This is a genomic window from Kineococcus radiotolerans SRS30216 = ATCC BAA-149 (assembly GCF_000017305.1).
GTDB lineage: Bacteria > Actinomycetota > Actinomycetes > Actinomycetales > Kineococcaceae > Kineococcus > Kineococcus radiotolerans.
Map to the genome: position 1 here is coordinate 2,380,624 of NC_009664.2, position 16,816 is coordinate 2,397,439.

General features: G+C 76.6%; 16 protein-coding genes. 10 read left to right on the forward strand and 6 right to left on the reverse strand.

All coding sequences use genetic code 11. The features are described from left to right. The first annotated feature begins 10 nt into the window (after positions 1–10). The 5 genes from hutU to KRAD_RS11520 all read left to right on the forward strand — a co-directional run bounded on the left by hutU (position 11) and on the right by KRAD_RS11520 (position 6,881). A complete protein-coding gene (hutU, locus tag KRAD_RS11500; RefSeq protein ID WP_012085782.1) occupies positions 11–1,675 on the forward strand; it encodes a urocanate hydratase in 1,665 nt (554 codons plus the stop codon). Next, a complete protein-coding gene (locus KRAD_RS11505; protein WP_041292039.1) occupies positions 1,672–2,982 on the forward strand; it encodes a formimidoylglutamate deiminase in 1,311 nt (436 codons plus the stop codon). Before hutU ends, KRAD_RS11505 begins: the two co-directional genes overlap by 4 nt. Further along, entirely contained in the window at positions 2,979–4,202 is a 1,224-nt protein-coding gene (hutI, locus tag KRAD_RS11510) for an imidazolonepropionase (RefSeq protein WP_012085784.1), read from the forward strand. Before KRAD_RS11505 ends, hutI begins: the two co-directional genes overlap by 4 nt. Before the next feature lie 108 nt (positions 4,203–4,310). Continuing rightward, positions 4,311–5,927 carry a methyl-accepting chemotaxis protein gene (locus KRAD_RS11515; RefSeq protein ID WP_012085785.1) on the forward strand — a complete coding sequence of 539 codons (1,617 nt, stop codon included), beginning with the start codon at positions 4,311–4,313 and terminating at the stop codon, positions 5,925–5,927. An 81-nt stretch (positions 5,928–6,008) separates the two neighbouring features. Continuing rightward, the gene (locus KRAD_RS11520; RefSeq protein WP_012085786.1) at positions 6,009–6,881 is read left to right on the forward strand and encodes an FkbM family methyltransferase; all 873 of its coding nucleotides are present in this window, start codon (positions 6,009–6,011) and stop codon (positions 6,879–6,881) included. On the opposite strand, the gene KRAD_RS26420 is transcribed toward KRAD_RS11520, so the two are convergent. Genes KRAD_RS26420 through KRAD_RS25660 form a run of 3 tightly spaced genes read right to left on the reverse strand, consistent with a single transcriptional unit; the run spans position 6,824 to position 10,010 of the window. Further along, positions 6,824–8,083: a glycosyltransferase family 2 protein gene (locus KRAD_RS26420; RefSeq protein WP_012085787.1), complete on the reverse strand. Its 1,260-nt coding sequence runs from the start codon at positions 8,081–8,083 to the stop codon at positions 6,824–6,826. The genes KRAD_RS11520 and KRAD_RS26420 overlap by 58 nt on opposite strands. After that, positions 8,080–9,102, reverse strand: a complete 1,023-nt coding sequence (locus KRAD_RS26425) for a glycosyltransferase family protein (protein ID WP_012085788.1) — start codon at positions 9,100–9,102, stop codon at positions 8,080–8,082. The genes KRAD_RS26420 and KRAD_RS26425 overlap by 4 nt, the downstream gene beginning before the upstream one ends. Beyond that, positions 9,099–10,010, reverse strand: coding sequence for a WcbI family polysaccharide biosynthesis putative acetyltransferase (locus KRAD_RS25660; RefSeq protein ID WP_041292040.1), 912 nt, complete (start codon positions 10,008–10,010; stop codon positions 9,099–9,101). Before KRAD_RS25660 ends, KRAD_RS26425 begins: the two co-directional genes overlap by 4 nt. Positions 10,011–10,097: 87 nt before the next feature. Between KRAD_RS25660 and KRAD_RS11540 the strand changes: the two genes are divergently transcribed. Then, positions 10,098–11,285 (forward strand): glycosyltransferase, encoded by a 1,188-nt coding sequence (locus KRAD_RS11540; protein ID WP_203417558.1) that lies wholly within the window; start codon positions 10,098–10,100, stop codon positions 11,283–11,285. Here KRAD_RS11540 and KRAD_RS11545 read toward each other — a convergent pair. The 3 genes from KRAD_RS11545 to KRAD_RS26010 are packed head-to-tail and all read right to left on the reverse strand — an operon-like array spanning position 11,219 to position 14,132. After that, entirely contained in the window at positions 11,219–12,124 is a 906-nt protein-coding gene (locus tag KRAD_RS11545; protein ID WP_012085791.1) for a glycosyltransferase family 2 protein, read from the reverse strand. The genes KRAD_RS11540 and KRAD_RS11545 overlap by 67 nt on opposite strands. Beyond that, complete coding sequence (locus KRAD_RS11550) at positions 12,121–13,095, reverse strand: glycosyltransferase (RefSeq protein ID WP_012085792.1); 975 nt, start codon at positions 13,093–13,095, stop codon at positions 12,121–12,123. Before KRAD_RS11550 ends, KRAD_RS11545 begins: the two co-directional genes overlap by 4 nt. Further along, positions 13,092–14,132, reverse strand: coding sequence for a hypothetical protein (locus KRAD_RS26010; RefSeq protein ID WP_012085793.1), 1,041 nt, complete (start codon positions 14,130–14,132; stop codon positions 13,092–13,094). The genes KRAD_RS11550 and KRAD_RS26010 overlap by 4 nt, the downstream gene beginning before the upstream one ends. Before the next feature lie 118 nt (positions 14,133–14,250). On the opposite strand from KRAD_RS26010, the gene KRAD_RS11560 reads away from it, so the two are divergent. Genes KRAD_RS11560 through KRAD_RS11575 form a run of 4 tightly spaced genes read left to right on the forward strand, consistent with a single transcriptional unit; the run spans position 14,251 to position 16,814 of the window. Further along, positions 14,251–15,171, forward strand: coding sequence for a Cof-type HAD-IIB family hydrolase (locus tag KRAD_RS11560; RefSeq protein WP_012085794.1), 921 nt, complete (start codon positions 14,251–14,253; stop codon positions 15,169–15,171). A 9-nt stretch (positions 15,172–15,180) separates the two neighbouring features. Next, on the forward strand, positions 15,181–15,987 hold the full coding sequence (locus KRAD_RS11565) for a thymidylate synthase (protein WP_012085795.1): 807 nt from the start codon (positions 15,181–15,183) through the stop codon (positions 15,985–15,987). Further along, on the forward strand, positions 15,987–16,502 hold the full coding sequence (locus KRAD_RS11570) for a dihydrofolate reductase (protein ID WP_012085796.1): 516 nt from the start codon (positions 15,987–15,989) through the stop codon (positions 16,500–16,502). The genes KRAD_RS11565 and KRAD_RS11570 overlap by 1 nt, the downstream gene beginning before the upstream one ends. Positions 16,503–16,544: 42 nt before the next feature. Beyond that, entirely contained in the window at positions 16,545–16,814 is a 270-nt protein-coding gene (locus tag KRAD_RS11575; RefSeq protein ID WP_012085797.1) for a hypothetical protein, read from the forward strand. Positions 16,815–16,816 lie beyond the last annotated feature (2 nt).

Consider the following 16,816-nt stretch of genomic DNA (forward strand, 5'->3'; position numbering starts at 1 on the left):
GGAGCCCGAGATGTCGACGACCCACGGACCCCGTCCCGTCCGCGCCCGGCGCGGCACCGAGCTGCAGGCCAGGAGCTGGCAGACCGAGGCGCCGCTGCGGATGCTCATGAACAACCTCGACCCCGAGGTCGCCGAACGCCCCGACGACCTCGTCGTCTACGGCGGCACCGGGAAGGCCGCGCGGTCCTGGGAGGCCTACGACGCGATCGTCCGCACCCTGGAGACCCTCGCGGACGACGAGACGCTCCTGGTGCAGTCCGGCAAACCCGTCGGGGTGTTCCGCACCCACGCGTGGGCCCCGCGCGTCCTCATCGCCAACTCCAACCTCGTCGGCGACTGGGCGACCTGGCCGGAGTTCCGCCGCCTGGAGCAGGCCGGGCTCACGATGTACGGGCAGATGACGGCCGGGTCCTGGATCTACATCGGCACCCAGGGCATCCTCCAGGGCACCTACGAGACGTTCGCCGCCGTCGCCGAGAAGCGCTTCGGCGGAACCCTCGCCGGGACCATCACCCTCACCGGCGGCTGCGGCGGCATGGGCGGGGCGCAGCCGCTGGCGGTGACGATGAACGGGGGCGCCGTGATCGTCGTCGACGTCGACGCGGCGCGGTTGCGCCGCCGCGTCGAGCACGGCTACCTCGACGAGCTGGCCGACGACCTCGACGACGCCCTGGGCCGGGTCGTGCGCGCCCGCGACGAACGCCGGGCGCTGTCCGTCGGGGTCGTCGGCAACGCCGCCACGGTGTTCCCCCAGCTGCTGGCGATGGGCGCCCCGATCGACGTCGTCACCGACCAGACCTCCGCGCACGACCCGCTGAACTACCTGCCCGAGGGCGTGACCGTCGAGGAGTGGCACGAGCTCGCCGCGAAGGACCCGGAGGGTTTCACCGAGCGCTCCCGCGCCGCGATGGCCAAGCACGTCGCGGCCATGGTCGGGTTCCAGGACGCCGGCGCCGAGGTGTTCGACTACGGCAACTCCATCCGCCAGGAGGCCCGCCTCGGCGGGTACGAGCGCGCCTTCGACTTCCCCGGGTTCGTCCCCGCCTACATCCGCCCGCTGTTCGCCGAGGGCAAGGGCCCGTTCCGCTGGGCGGCGCTCTCCGGCGACCCGGCCGACATCGCCCGCACCGACCGGGCGGTCCTGGAACTGTTCCCCGAGGACGAGAAGCTGCGGCGCTGGATCACCGCGGCGGGGGAGAAGGTGCACTTCGAGGGGCTGCCCGCCCGCATCTGCTGGCTGGGCTACAAGGAACGCCACCTCGCCGGGCTGAGGTTCAACGAGCTCGTCGCGAACGGCGAGCTCAGCGCCCCCGTCGTCATCGGCCGCGACCACCTCGACTCCGGGTCCGTCGCCTCGCCCTACCGCGAGACCGAGGGCATGGCCGATGGTTCCGACGCCATCGCGGACTGGCCGCTGCTCAACGCGCTGCTGAACACCGCGTCCGGGGCGACGTGGGTCTCCCTGCACCACGGCGGCGGCGTCGGCATCGGCCGCTCGATCCACGCCGGTCAGGTGATCGTCGCCGACGGCACGGAACTCGCCGCGCAGAAGATCGAGCGCGTCCTCACCAACGACCCCGGCACCGGCGTCATGCGCCACGTCGACGCCGGCTACGACCGGGCCGCCGAGGTCGCGCGCGAACGCGGCCTGCGGGTGCCGATGTGGGAAGCGTGACCTCGTTCTGGTGCGAGTCGGCGTGGCTCGACGGGGGTCCCGTGCGCGGGGTCCGCGTCGAGTCCGCCGACGGCCGGACCACCGCCCTGACCCGGGCGGAGAACCCGGCCCCCGGCGATCGGGAACTGCGGGGCCTGGTGTTCCCGGGTCTCGCCGACGCCCACTCCCACGCCTTCCACCGTGGCCTGCGCGGGCGCACCCACCGGGACGGGGGGTCGTTCTGGACCTGGCGCACCGCGATGTACGCCCTCGCCGGCCGACTGGACCCCGACGTCTACCGCGACCTCGCCACGGCCGTGTTCGCCGAGATGGTCCTGGCCGGGTGGACGGCGGTGGGGGAGTTCCACTACGTCCACCACCGCCGCGACGGAACCCCCTACGACGACCCGAACGCCTTCGCCCTCGCCCTGCGCGACGCCGCCCGCGCGGCCGGGATCCGCCTCACCCTCCTCGACACCCTGTACCTGACCTCCGCGCCGGGGGAACCGCCGCTGCCCGAGCAGCGCCGCTTCTCCGACGGGACCGCGGCGGCCTGGGCGCAGCGGGTCCGGGAGATCCCCGCCGACGCGGGTTTCCGCGTCGGGGTGGCCGCGCACTCCGTCCGCGCGGTGGGGCCGGACGACCTCGCCGTCGTCGCCGCGACGGCCCGCGACCTCGGCGCCCCCGTCCACGTCCACCTCTCCGAGCAGCCCGCCGAGAACGACGCCTGCCGCGCCGCCCACGGCGCCACGCCGACGGAACTCCTGGAGCGCGCCGGTCTCCTCGGGCCCGACCTCACCGTCGTGCACGCCAACCACCTCACCGACGCCGACGTCGCCCGCCTGGGGTCCGCGCGGGTCACCGTCGCGGCCTGCCCCACGACGGAGGCCGACCTCGGCGACGGCGTCGGGCGCGCGCGCGACCTCGCCACCGCGGGCGCGGTCCTCGCGCTGGGCAGCGACCAGCACGCCGTCGTCGACCCGTTCCTGGAGGCCCGCGGCCTGGAGGGCGCGGCCCGGCTGGGGGCGCTGCGCCGCGGGGCGTTCGACCCCGCCGACCTCGTCGCCGCCCTCACCACCGGCGGGCACCGCAGCCTCGGCCTCGACGGCGGGACCCTCGCCGTCGGCGCCCCCTGCGACCTCGTCGCCGTGGACGCCCGCTCGGTGCGCACCGCCGGGTCCGACCCGGCCCAGCTCGTCCTGAGCGCCACCGCCGCCGACGTCACCGACGTCGTCGTGGGCGGTGAGACCCGGGTCCGCGACCGCGTCCACACCACCCTGGGCGACCCCGCCGACCTGCTGCTCGACGCCCTGAGGAGGCTGACGTGAACACCCCGCGCGCGTCCGGTGCGAGCATCCTGCTCACGGGCATCGCCGAACTGACCACCAACGACCCCGAGCGCGGCGGGAGCGACCTCCTCGCCCGGGTCCGCGACGCCGCGGTCGTCGTCGAGGGCGACCGGATCGCCTGGACCGGCCCCGCCGCCCACGCCCCCGACGCCGACGAGCGGGTCGACCTCGGTGGCCGCGCCGTGCTGCCCGGCTGGGTCGACTCCCACTCCCACCTCGTCTTCGCCGGGGACCGCACCAGCGAGTTCGAGGCGCGGATGGCTGGGCAGCCCTACGCCGCCGGCGGGATCGTCACGACTGTCACCGCCACCCGGGCCGCGTCCGACGAAGAACTCCGGGCGGGGCTGCGGAAGCACGTCGCCGAGGCGCTGGCCCAGGGCACGACGACGCTGGAGACGAAGACCGGCTACGGCCTCACCCCCGCCGAGGAACTGCGGGCGGCCCGGCTGGCGGGGGAGTTCGTCGAGGAGGTCACCTGGCTCGGCGCGCACGTCGTCGCCCCTGGCGCCGACCCCGGCGACTACCTGGCCGAGCTCCTCGGCCCGCAGCTGGACGCGGTGCGCGGGCACGTCCGCTGGGCCGACGTGTTCTGCGAGACCGGCGCCTTCGACGAGGACGCCTCCCGGGCGGTGCTGCTCGCCGCCCGCGACGCCGGCCTCGGCCTGCGCGTCCACGGCAACCAGCTCACGCCGGGCCCCGGGGTGCGGCTGGCCTGCGAGCTCGGCGCGGCCAGCGTCGACCACGTCAACCACCTCACCGATGCCGACGTCGACGCCCTCGCCGGCTCGGCGACGGTCGCGACGGTGCTGCCCGCCTGCGACATCTCCACCCGTCAGCCCCTGGCCCCCGCGCGCCGGCTGCTGGACGCCGGCGCCACCGTCGCGATCGCCTCCAACTGCAACCCCGGCTCCAGCTGGACCAGCTCGGTCGCGTTCTGCGTCGCCACCGCCGTCCTGCAGATGGGCCTGACCGTCGCCGAGGCCGTGCACGCCGCGACCGCCGGGGGCGCCGCGGCCCTGCGGCGCACCGACGTGGGGCGGGTCGTCGTCGGCGCCCGTGCCGACCTGCACGTCCTCGACGCCCCCTCGGTGACCCACCTCGCGTACCGGCCCGGGGTCCCGCTGACGCACGCCGTGTGGCGCGCGGGAGCACCGGTCCGGGGCTTGAGTCGGGGGGCTCAGGTGCCGACGAGGGGGTGACAGGTGGCGACACCCGCGGGGCGACCGCCCCGCGGGCCCCACCGACGACCCGGCCCGAGGCGCTCAGCCCAGGGGGCGGGGTCGTCAGCAGGCGAGAGGACGACGGCCATGGATCACCCGGAGAGCACGAGCCACGGCATCGGCGGCTGGTGGGCCGACCGCGGCATCGTCGCCAAGATCCTGACCGCCGTGTGCCTGGCCGCGCTCGTCGCCGCCGTCGTCGGCGCGGTCGGCCTGCGCTCCCTGGGCGAGGTCCGCGACGACGCCGCGCGCATGGACACCGACGGGGTCAAGGCCATCACCGCCGTCGACGACGTCGCCATCCACTTCCGCGAGGCCCGCGTCGACTTCCTCAGCCACGTCCTCAGCGTCGACGCCGCCGAGATGGCCGACCGCGAGCGGCAGCTCGAGGACGACGCCACCGCGCTCCAGAGCGCCCTGGAGGTCTACAAGGCCACCGACCTGACCGGGCGCGAGGAGCACGTGACCGCCTTCGAGGACGCCTGGGCCGCCTACACCCGGCTGCGCGACAGCGACGGCCTGGCCGCCAGCCGCGCCAACGACCTGGGGCGCGTGCGGGTCGTGCAGGAGGAGCTGGGCCGGCACACCACCAGCATGAACGAGGCCCTGACCGCCCTGCGGGAGATCGAGGGCGCCGCCGTCGAGCAGCTCGCCGCGGACGTGGAGGACACCTACGGCTCCAACCGCACCGTCGTGCTGGTCCTGCTCGTCACGGGGATCGCGCTCGCGCTGGGCGCCGGGGTCCTGGTCGCCCGCTCCATCGCCGCCGGGCTGCGCCGGGTGCAGGACGTCTCCGAGGGCCTGCAGGACGGCGACCTCACCCGCACGGCCGGGCTGACCTCCGCCGACGAGGTGGGCCGCACCGCGCAGTCGCTCGACGCGGCCGTGGTGCGCCTGCGGGAGCTGGTCGCCACCATCGACACCGCCTCCACCGGGGTGGCCACCGCCGCCGAGCAGATGTCGGCGCTCTCGGGCCAGATCGCCGCCGGTGCGGAGGAGACCTCCGCCCAGGCCGGGGTCGTCTCCGGTGCCGCCGAGGAGGTCTCCTCCACCGTGCAGACCGTCGCCGCCGGCTCCGAGGAGATGGGCGCCTCCATCCGCGAGATCTCCTCGAACACGAACGAGGCCGCCCGCGTCGCCGCCGACGCCGTCCGCGTCGCGGAGTCCACCAGCCGCACCATCGCCGACCTGGGGGAGTCCTCCCAGCAGATCGGCACCGTCGTCAAGGCCATCACCGCCATCGCGGAGCAGACCAACCTCCTCGCCCTCAACGCCACCATCGAGGCCGCCCGGGCCGGGGAGATGGGCAAGGGCTTCGCCGTCGTCGCCGGTGAGGTCAAGGAGCTCGCGCAGCAGACCGCGCGGGCCACCGAGGACATCTCCCGCCGGGTGCAGGCCATCCAGTCCGACGCCGGCGGCGCCGTGGAGGCCATCGGGGAGATCTCCACGATCATCGACCGCATCAACGACTTCCAGGTCACCATCTCCTCCGCGGTGGAGGAGCAGACCGCGACCACCGCGGAGATGAACCGCAACGTCTCCACCGCCGCGGCCTCCTCCGGGGAGATCGCCTCCAACATCGCCGGGGTCGCCGAGGCCGCGGCCTCCACCTCCCGGGCCGTCACCGAGTCCCAGCAGGCCACCGCCGACCTGGCGCTGACCTCCCAGCAGCTGCGGACCCTGGTGGCGCAGTTCCGCTACTGACCGCCGGTCCCCCCGCCCGGGCGGGCCGGTAGCGTGCCGGGCGACCGGCGGAGCCGCCGGCCGTCGAGAGGGTGGTGGGACGTGCAGTCGTGGGGAGAACTCCTCGAACCGTCGCGGTTGACCGCGGTGGTGGACATCGGGGCCAACCCCATCGACGGCGACCCGCCCTACGCGCCGATGCTGCGCGCGGGCCTGTGCACGGTGGTGGGCTTCGAGCCCCAGCCCGACGCCCTGGCGAAGCTGCACGCCGCCGCCGGGCCCAACGAGCGCTACCTGCCGCACGCCGTGGGCGACGGCGGGGAGCACGAGCTCAAGGTCACCTGGATGGGCGGGATGACCAGCCTCTTCGAACCCGACGTGGCGCGGCTGTCGGCCCTCAACGAGTTCGCCCGCTACGGGCAGGTGCTGTCCCGGGTGCCGGTCTCGACGACCCGCCTCGACGACGTGGCCGACCTCGGGCCGCTGGACCTGCTGAAGATCGACGTGCAGGGCTCGGAGCTGATGATCTTCCAGAACGGCAGGCGCACCCTCGCCGACGCCGTCGCGGTCCACACCGAGGTGTCCTTCGTCCCCCTCTACGAGGGGCAGCCGATGTTCCACGAGGTCGACGCGGAGCTGCGCGCCCAGGGCTTCCTGCCGCACGCCTTCGCCGCGCTGAAGAAGTGGGCCATCGCCCCGGCCGTCCTGGACGGGGACATCTTCGAGAACCACCAGCAGGTCATCGAGGCCGACGTCGCCTACGTCAAGGACTTCGGCCGCCTGGAGGAGCTGAGCCGCGAGCAGCTCACCCACCTCGCGCTGCTGGCCCACCACGTCTACGCCTCCCCGGACCTCACCGTGCGCTGCCTCGTGCAGCTCGTGGCCGACGGCCACGTCGACGGCGAGGTCGTGCCTGCCTACGGCGCGGCGATCGGGCGCTCGCTCACCACGAACGGCGTGCGCTCCGACGTCTGAAGCCGGGGCCGCCGCCGGTGGTCCTCACGGCCCCAGACCCGCTGCAGGTCCGTCCCGGACGCCGGGGCCGCCGACGCGCCCGGGAACACCGCGGGCTCGCGGGGGACCCCCCGGGCGAGGTCCCGGGTCCGCCGCACCAGCAGCCCGTCCACCCGCACCGGCGCCACGTCGGTGAGCTCGCGCAGGTCCGCCCCCTCCAGCACGAGCGGGGCGTCGAGCTCGACGCGGAACCGGCACCGGCCCAGGACGCCCGCGGGCGGGGGCCCCACGTGGACGCGGGGGTCCTCCACCGGGGAGGGCCCCTCCGCCAGCCACACCCCGGCGTCGGTGCCGCGCAGCAGCGAGCGCACCGAGAGCACGACGTCGGCCGGGTCGCCGCCGCGGTCGTCGAGCGTCACGACGACGTCGGGCTGCTCCCACACCAGGCCGGTGCCGCGGGCCGCGGGGTCGGTCACGAAGCGGGCCAGGGTGAGCCCCTCGCCGTTGCGGGAGCGCCGCGCGGCGTCCTCGTCGGTGCGGCCGGCGAAGTCGGGTCCGTCGTGCCAGGCCACCGCGTCGCGGGCGTGGACGAAGCCCGCCCCGGCCAGCCAGCAGCGGTGGGCGAACTCCCAGTCCTCCCCGCCGTAGGCGGTGAACGCCTCCTCGAAGCCCCCCACCGCGTCGAAGAGGTCGCGGGTGACGGCGAGGACGGCGGAGATGACGAAGCGGTAGGCGTCGTCGCCGGCGGCGCGCAGGTCGTCGGTGCGCTCGTAGGCCTCCCGCAGCCACGCCGGTTCCTCGAACTCCTCCGGCGCGGGGCCCTCGCCGCGGAACCAGCGGACGAGACCGGCGGGACCGAGGGCGGCGAGGTCGGCGTGCCGGCGCCGGCCCACCACGAGGTCCGCGCCGGCCAGGGCGCGCACCACCGCGGAGACGTAGCCGGGTTCGGGGACGGTGTCGGCGTCGAGGAAGCACAGGACCTCCCCGCCCGCGGCGGCGGCGCCGAGGTTGCGGGCGGCGGCGGCGCGGAACCCCTCGTCGGGCTGGCTGACGACGCGCACGGGGTAGGGGCGCGGACCGGGGTCGGGGGCGGTGGCCGACCCGTCGTCGGCGACGACGACCTCCAGGGCCGGGTGGTCCTGCAGCTCCAGGGCGGTGAGGACGAGGTCGAGGGCGTGGGGGTCCTCGTAGTGCGGGACCACCACCGACACCAGCGGGCTCACCGGGCCACCCCGGCCGCCTCGGCCAGCACGCGGCGCACCTGCTCCACGGTCTCCGCCAGCGTCGGCCCGGCCGGGCCGTCCAGCCACGTCCGGGCGGGGTCCTCCCACGCCGCGCGCAGCGCCGGGGCCAGCTCGTCGTAGACCTCCACGCAGCCCGGCGCGCGCTCCAGCAGCTCCGCCACGTAGTCGCTGCGCGGCACCAGCGGCCGCCGGCCCGCCCCGATCCACGCGTTGATGGACCCCGAGGCGGACAGGTGCGCGTGCGGGGCGACGGGCAGCAGCGGCGAGCGCAGCAGCCCGGGCAGGTCCGCGTCGGGCACCCACCCCGTCACGCGGAACGCCCGGCCCCGCTCGCGCGCGCGCCGCACCAGGTCGTCCACGAGGTCCTCGTGGCCGTCGGAGGGGCGGCCCAGGGCCGTCACCCCGACGGGGGCGGGCAGGACGTCGAGGGCGTCGAGCACCTGCTCGTGGCCCTTGCCGGGGTAGAGGAAGCCCAGGACCGCGACCTCGCGCAGCGCGGCTGCCGGGTCGGCCGGGCCGGTGGGCGGGAACGCCGGGACGGGCAGCGGCACGACGTCGCAGCGCACGTCCACCCCGCACGCCGCGAGCAGCCGCTCCTCGTGCCGGCTGGCGACGACGACCCGGGCCGCGGCCCGCGCCACCCGCGCGTACGCCGCGGCCCGGCGGGGGTGGTTCACCGGCCCGTCGCTGGGCTGGGGCAGGTCGTGCAGGACCACCACGAGGGGACGGGCCGGACCCGCCCCGCCGGCGAGCGCGACGACGACGTCGGCGGCCTCGTCGGCGTCCGCCCCGAAGAGCCGGTCGGTGACGTGGACGAGCAGCGGGCCGGGCGGCAGCGCCGCCAGCTCGGCCAGGACGCCGGCCGCGGCGGGGCGGGTGCCCCGGCGCACCAGCGTCGCGCCGGGGTCGGTGCGCAGCAGCTCCCACTGGGCCAGCGCGGTCGCGGTCACCCCGTGCTCGGCCGGTCCCACGACGAGGGCGGTGAACGGGGCGCTCACGCGAGCAGCGCCGCGGCCTCGGCGTGGCGGGCCAGCCCGGCCTCGGCGACCCCCGGGTGGGCGCGGTACCAGTCCAGGTGGGCCGCGCGGACCTCCTCGTCGGCCACCTCCCGGCCCGCCACGACCCACGCGGGCGCGCCGCCACCGCCGTCGGGACCCTCCAGGCCGAGGGCGGCCAGCACCTGCGGCAGGACGGGGGCGTGGACGCTGTCCAGCAGGGTCCGCTGCGGCTCGGCCACCTCCCCGGGCAGCCCGGCCGCCTCCAGGACCCGGCGCGCCAGCCCCACCAGCACGGGGTTGCCGGGGTGGTTGACGACGTGCGCGGCCCCGGCGCCGGCGGCCAGCAGCAGGTCGACGACCTCGAGCGCGCCGTGGCGGCGGCAGCGCTCGGTCAGCTCCCGCACCGACAGGTCCCGCACCGCCCGCACGGCGTCGGCGGCGGGCACCTCCGGCAGCGGGGCGCGGCCCGCGGCCAGGGTCAGCGTCCGCAGGTCGTGGTACGGCACGACCGGCGGTTCACCGGCCGCGGGGGAGCGGACGATGACCTGGAAGGGGAACAGCGCCGCCCACCGCACGACCGGCACCACGACCGGGCGCGGGGCGCGCGCCGCGCGCGCCAGCAGCTGCGCGGTGCCCAGCGGCAGGTCGCGGTAGTCCGCGCGCACGGGCTGGGAGACGAGGACGTCGACGTGGGCCAGCAGCCGGTCCAGGTGGGGCAGGTCGCCGGCCTCCAGCTCGTGCACCGGCGGGATCCGCACCGTCCGCACGGGTGATCCGTCCCGGCCCAGCAGGACCCGCAGCGACTCCGCCTGGCAGTTGCCGTGCACGAGCACCAGCGGGCGCCCGTCGTCCTCGGGCACCGGGTCCAGCCCGTAGAAGGTCCCGTAGTGCCGCGTGCGTCCGTCCACGCGCTGACAGTAGCCAGGGAGCGCGCCCGGCACCCGGACGCGCGGGCACGTTGGGCAGAGGGGGCCCTCTCGTGCTTGCATCTCGGCGTGCTCGACAGTGAAACCGCTCCGCCCGGCACCCGGCGGCAGCGTGCCCGGTTGCGGGCGGACCCCGCGGAGCGCCGCGCCGCCGACCGGTTGAGGGTCGCCGTCCTCGGCCCCTCCCGGTACCCGGTGGCCGAGCCCTACGCCGGCGGGCTGGAGTCGTTCGTGGGCAACCTCGTCGCCGGGCTGCGCGCCCGCGGGCACCGGGTGCTGCTGTTCGCCGCGGCCGGCTCCCCCGGGGCCCAGCCGGAGGCGCTCTCCGGCGGGGGGTGGCGCCCGGACGAGCTCGCCCGCGCCGACGCCTCGATGCCCGCCGAGGCCTTCATGGTCGAGCACCACTCCCACCTCGACGTGCTCACCGCGCTGCGCACCACCTACGCCGGCGAGGTCGACGTGGTGCACAACCACTCCCTGCACTACCTGCCGCTGTCGCTGGCCGACACGCTGCCCGTCCCCGTCGTGACGACCCTGCACACCCCGCCCACGCCGTGGCTGACCTCGGCGCTGGCCGCGGGCGGGGGGTCCGGCGCCTTCACCGCGGTCAGCAGCTTCACGGCCCGGCAGTGGGCGCCGTGGGTGCCGCACGCCCAGGTCGTCCTCAACGGCGTCGAGCCCCGCCGCTGGCCGCTGGGACCGGGCGGGCGCGGCCTGCTCTGGTTCGGGCGGATCGTGCCGGAGAAGGCCCCCCACCTCGCGCTGCGGGCCGCCGCCCGCGCCGGGCACCACCTCGACGTGGTGGGCCCGGTGGGCGACGAGGAGTACTTCGCGGCCCAGGTCGCGCCGCGGCTGGGGGCGGGGGCGACCTACCGCGGCCACCTCGGCGGCGACGACCTGGCCCGGGTGGTGGGACGGGCGTCGGCGGTGCTCATGACGCCGTCCTGGGACGAGCCGTTCGGCCTCGTCGCCGCCGAGGCGGCGATGTCGGGCACGCCCGTGGTGGCCTTCGACCGCGGCGGGGTCTCGGAGGTCCTGCGTCCCCACGTGCTGCCCGCGATGGGCGCGGTCGTGCCCGCCGACGACGTCGAGGCCATGGCCGGCGCCGTGGAGGACGTCCTGGCCCTGGACCGGCGCGACGTGCGGCGCGCGGCGCTCGCGCACCTGTCCTTCGAGCGCGCCGTCAGCGCCTACGAGTCGATCCTGCGCTCGGTCGCGGCCCGCACCGCGGTCCAGCTCGACGTCGCCGCGTCGTAGTCGACCAGCCCCAGCTCCCGGAACCGCTCCAGCCAGCCGCCCATGGGGTGCCACCCCCAGCGCCGCTGGAACACCGCGACGTTGCGCAGGATCGCGTCGAGGTGCTGCACGGGCGGGTCCTGGGTGGGGTGGTGCTGGTGGAAGGCGTCGGCGCCGCCGACCCAGTGCAGGCTCCCGCCGAGGGAGCGGACCGTCGCCGCGACGTCGGTGTCCTCCCCGCCGTAGCCGCGGTACTCCTCGGAGAACCCCCCGAAGCGCTGCCAGTCGCGCGCGGTGGTGGCGAAGGACAGCGACCAGAACAGCCACCACTGCGACTCCTCCGCGCGCCGCACCTCCCCCGGCGCGGGGGCCGGGCGGGCGCGGTGGGGGCGGGTGAGGCCCGGCAGCCGGTCGAGGTCCTCCGCCGTGCGGACGAGGACCCCCTCGGGCAGGTAGGTCACCGCCCCGCACAGCAGCGCCGGGCCGGGGGCGCCGGGGTCGGCGGCCACGGCGCGGGCGGCGCGCTCGTAGGCGCCCAGCAGGCCCGGGGAGGGGACGCAGTCGACGTCGAGGAGCACGAGCAGCTCCGCGCCGCGCTCGACCGCGGCGGCGGCGGCCGCGTTGCGGGCCCGGGCCAGCGGCAGCTCCCCGTCCGCGCCGACGGGGACGTCGACGAGGACGGTCTCCGTGGGCCCGGGCCCGGCGTGCTCGGCGACCACGTCGCGCACCGCCGGGTCGCCCATCGCGGCGACGACGTGCCAGCGCGGCACGGACGCGCTGCGCTGCAACCCGAGCAGCTGCCCGCGCAGGTGGTCGTGGCGGCCGTGGACGATGGTCAGCACCGCGGTCCGCCCCGTCACCGCTGCTCCCGCGCGAGGTCGTCGAGGAACCGCGCGGCGCGCTGCGCGCCGTCGCCGGGGGCCCAGCGCGCCCACGGCCCGGCGCCCACGGCCCGGGCCCGCTCCAGCAGCCCGGGCCAGTCCGCGGCCGCCGGCCACGCGTCCAGCGCCACCAGACCCTCGGCGCGCAGCAGGTCCGCGCGCCGGCGCTGCTCGTCGAAGGGGCGTTCCTGGGCGACGACGACGGCGGGGCGCCGGGCGGCGGCGACCTCGGCGACGGCGTTGTGGCCGCCGTGCACGACGACGACCTCGGCCCGCTGCAGGGCGTCCCACACGTCGCCGCCGGTGGAGAGCGGCGACCCGGGGACCAGGTACTCCCACGTCCAGCCCGGGGTCGCGTCCCGCGCGGCCCGGAACGCCTCCTCGCCCACGTCGCGGCCCCCGCTGCCCCACAGCACCAGCACCGACCCGGGCCGGACGCGGTCGGGGCGGGTGGGCCGGCCGTCGAAGCGGGAGAACGCCCCCACGTGGACGACCTTCGAGGGGGCGGACCCGGCGGGGGCGGGCCAGGGGGCGAGCAGCGCCTGCGCCACGTCGCGGCCCAGCCGGTGCGGGGCGTCGTGGCGGTCCCCGAGCATGGCGGCCACGACGACGGGCACCCCGCACAGCCGCGCCAGCAGGGTCACCTCCACCGAGACGTCGGCGACCAGCAGCCGCGGGCGCGCGGCCTCGATCCAGCCGGCGATCGCGGCCGAGCGCGCGCGCAGGCCGGCGTGGTGCAGCGGGACCCAGTGCAGCCGGCCCCCGGCCTCGGCGGAGGCGCGGTCCACCGGCGGGGTGTCGTCGGGGGCCAGCTCGACCCAGCCGCCGGTCCAGTCGGCGGGGCGGGGGGCGGAGCTGAGCGCGGTGACGGGGGTGCGCAGGTGGGCGGCGACGGCGGTGAGGCGCTGGCGGTGCCCGGCGCCCTGGTGGTGCACGTACCAGCCGATCACGCGCCGCCTCCCGCGATCCGGCGGTAGAGGTCGCGGTGGGCCTCCGCGACGCGCAGGCGTTCCGCGGCGCGCTCCTCGCGGGTCGCCGCGGCTCCCTCGAACCCCGCGAGCGCCCGGCGCAGGCCCGCCACGACGTCGTCCTCGTCGTCGAGGTCCACCTGGACCAGGGCCCGCTGCTGGTGCAGGTGGCCGGTGCGGGCGGCCAGCACGGGCACCCCCAGGTCGTGGCACAGCTCCAGCCAGCCGGAGTGGGTGCCGTGGCCGTAGGCGAGCACGGAGACGTCCAGCTCGCGCAGGTAGGCGATCAGCTCGTCGTCGTCGAAGCGGTCGTGCACGCGCACGTCGACGCGCCCCTGCGCCGCGCGCAGCCACCGGAGCAGGTCGGGGTCGTGGCGGACGAAGCCGTCGGCCAGGGCCTCGGCGTGCACGTCGACGCGCAACCGGGTGCCGGGCAGGCGGTCCACGGCGGCGGTGAGGGTGCGCAGCGCGGGCAGCGCCCGCAGGTTGGCCCGCAGGCTCTTCAGGTGCAGGCCGACGACGGCCTCCTCGCGCCGCGGCCGGGGCACCCCGATCTCGGCGGGCGGGGCCAGGTGCGGGTGCGCGACGACGACCGGGCGCCGCCCCCAGCGGCGCTCCACCTCGTCGGCGGCGCCGGGGGTGAGGGTGACCAGCGCGTCGACCCCCGGCACGAGGACGTCCAGCAGCGCCTCGTGGGGCCGCTGGTCGTCCAGGTGGGGGTTCTGCAGGTCGTGGACGGTCAGCACCGGTGCGCGCCCGGTGCGCCGCAGCGCCGCCAGCCACTCCCGCAGCTGGTCGGGGGTGCGGGACTCGAACCCGAAGTGCAGGTGCAGGACGTCGAAGGCCGCCGCGTTCGCCTCGACCCAGGCCGCGTCCAGCGCCGGGGAGGGCGCCCACCCCGGGGTCGCGGCGCGCGGTTCGGGGACGACGAGGACCTCCGGGACCCGTTCGTCCTGGATGTTCGCCACGTACCCGTGCCCGCCGGGCACGTGCAGCACGCGGACCCGTCCCTCGTCCAAGCCGTCGCTCCTCAGACCCGTCCCGTCGACGCTCGACGGCTGACGGACTCTGCCACAACCGCGCCCCGCCGGCCCGGGGCCGACGGTCCCCGTCGCCGCGGTGCGGGAGGATCCGGGGGTGCAGCTGACGCCCGACGCCCCGCCCTTCGGCCTCCTCCTCGACGTCGACGGGCCGATCGCCAGCCCCGTGACGCGCTCCATCAGCGCCCCGGGGCTGCTGGACAGCCTCCTGGAGCTGCTGGCCGCGGGGATCCCGGTCGTCTTCAACACCGGCCGCTCCGACGCGTTCCTGCGCGAGCAGGTCGTGGGCCCGGTCCTGGCCGCCGGGCTCCCGGCGGCCGCGCGGCTGCACGCGGTGTGCGAGAAGGGCGCGGTGACGTTCAGCGTCACCGCCACCGGCGTCGGCCCGATCGCGGTGGACGAGACCGTCGCGGTGCCCGCCGTCGCGGCGCGGCGGCTGGAGGCGCTGGCCCGCGAGCACTACGGCGACGTCCTCTTCGTCGACGCCGGCAAGCGCGCGATGGTCTCCCTGGAGCAGCGCCTCGACGTGGATTCCGCGACCTACCTGGCCCGCCAGCCGGAGTTCGAGGCGGCCGCGCTGGCCGTGTTCGCCGACCTCGGCCTCGGCGTCACGTGGAAGGGCGTGGACCACCCCGACCCCGCCGGGGCGGTGGACTGGCGCATCGACCCGACGATCATCTCCACCGACGTGGAGTCGGTGCTGCTGGGCAAGGACCGCGGGGCGGAGACGGCGCTGCGGCTGCTGGCCGCGGACGGCCCGCTGCCCACGGCCTGGCGCACGGTGGGCGACTCCCGCACCGACTACGCGATGGCCGAGTGGCTGCACGCGCAGGGCCACGTCGTCGCCCACGTCGACGTCCGCCCCGCCGACGGCGTCCCCGTCACCGCCTACCCGGTGCTGGAACCCCGGCACACCGTCAACGACCTCGCCGGGGCGGCGTGGCTGGCGCGGCTGCTGGCCGTGGTGCGCGGCGAGGCCGCCGACGACGCCGACTTCGACGCCCACCTCGTCGCCTAGGCTCCTCCCGTGGCTGAGCAGCGGATCGACACCCAGTACGAGGACCTGCTGCGGCACGTCCTCGCCACCGGCACCCCCAAGTCCGACCGCACCGGCACGGGCACCCGCAGCGTCTTCGGCCACCAGCTGCGCTACGACCTGTCCGCGGGGTTCCCGCTGGTCACGACCAAGCGCGTGCACTTCAAGTCGATCGCGCTGGAGCTGCTGTGGTTCCTGCGCGGGGACGGCAACGTCCGCTGGCTGCAGGAACGCGGGGTCACCATCTGGGACGAGTGGGCCGACGAGAACGGCGACCTCGGTCCCGTCTACGGCGTGCAGTGGCGTTCCTGGCCGACGCCCGACGGCCGCCACGTGGACCAGATCGCCCAGGTCCTGCACACCCTGCGCACGGACCCGGACTCCCGGCGGATGGTCGTCTCGGCGTGGAACGTCGCCGAGCTGGACAGGATGGCGCTGGCCCCCTGCCACGCGTTCTTCCAGTTCCACGTGGCCGACGGGAAGCTGTCCTGCCAGCTCTACCAGCGCTCCGCGGACCTCTTCCTCGGGGTGCCGTTCAACATCGCCAGCTACGCGCTGCTGACGCACCTGGTGGCGGCCGAGGTCGGTCTCGAGGTCGGCGACTTCGTCTGGACCGGCGGCGACGTCCACGTCTACGACAACCACGTCGAGCAGGTGACCGAGCAGCTCACCCGCACCCCGTACCCGTTCCCGCGCCTCGCGGTCCGCCCGGCGGGGCTGTTCGAGCACGAGTACGAGGACTTCGAGGTCCTCGACTACCGCCACCACCCCGCGATCAAGGCGCCCGTGGCGGTCTGATGATCGGTCTCGTCTGGGCCCAGTCGAGGAACGGCGTCATCGGCGCCGGCGGCCGGATCCCGTGGCGGGTGCCGGAGGACCTGGCCCACTTCTCCGCCCTCACCGCCGGGTCCACGGTCGTCATGGGCCGCGCCACCTGGGAGTCGCTGCCCGCGCGGTTCCGTCCCCTGCCGGGCCGGCGCAACCTGGTGCTCTCCCGCGACCCCGGGTACGCGGCCGAGGGGGCCGAGGTCGTGCACGACCTGCCGGGCGCGCTCGCCGGCGCCGGGGACGTGTGGGTGATCGGCGGGTCGGCGGTGTACCGGGCGGCGCTGGAGCACGCCGACGTCCTGGTCGTCACCGAGGTCGACCTCGTCGTCGAGGGCGACACCCGCGCCCCGGAGGTCGGCCCGGGCTGGGAGCGCGTCGAGGTCGGGGACTGGGCCACGTCGACGGGGGGCCCGCGGTTCCGGATCGGCACCTGGCGCCGGTCGGGGCGATCCCCTCGCGCGGCGGGGGAGTTCGTGGCACCGTGAGGCATCGAGCTCCTCGGGAGCTCCCGGCCGACGGAGGCTCGCGTGGCGCTCATCGTCTCGTTCGCGATGATCCTGCTGGTGGCGGCCCTGGTGGGCCGCGTCTGCTCCCGGGCCCGTCCCGGGGAGCGCCGCGCCGGCGGCGGGTCGGCCTGGCCGGGGGTCCTCGGCGGTGAGTTCGGCCGCACCGTCCACCTCCCCGACACCGGTCACCACCACGCCGGGTGGGGTCACTCCTCCTCCGACGGCGGCTGGGGCGGGGACTCCGGCGGCTCCGGCGGCGGCGACTCCGGCGGGGGCGGCGGGGGGAGCTGACC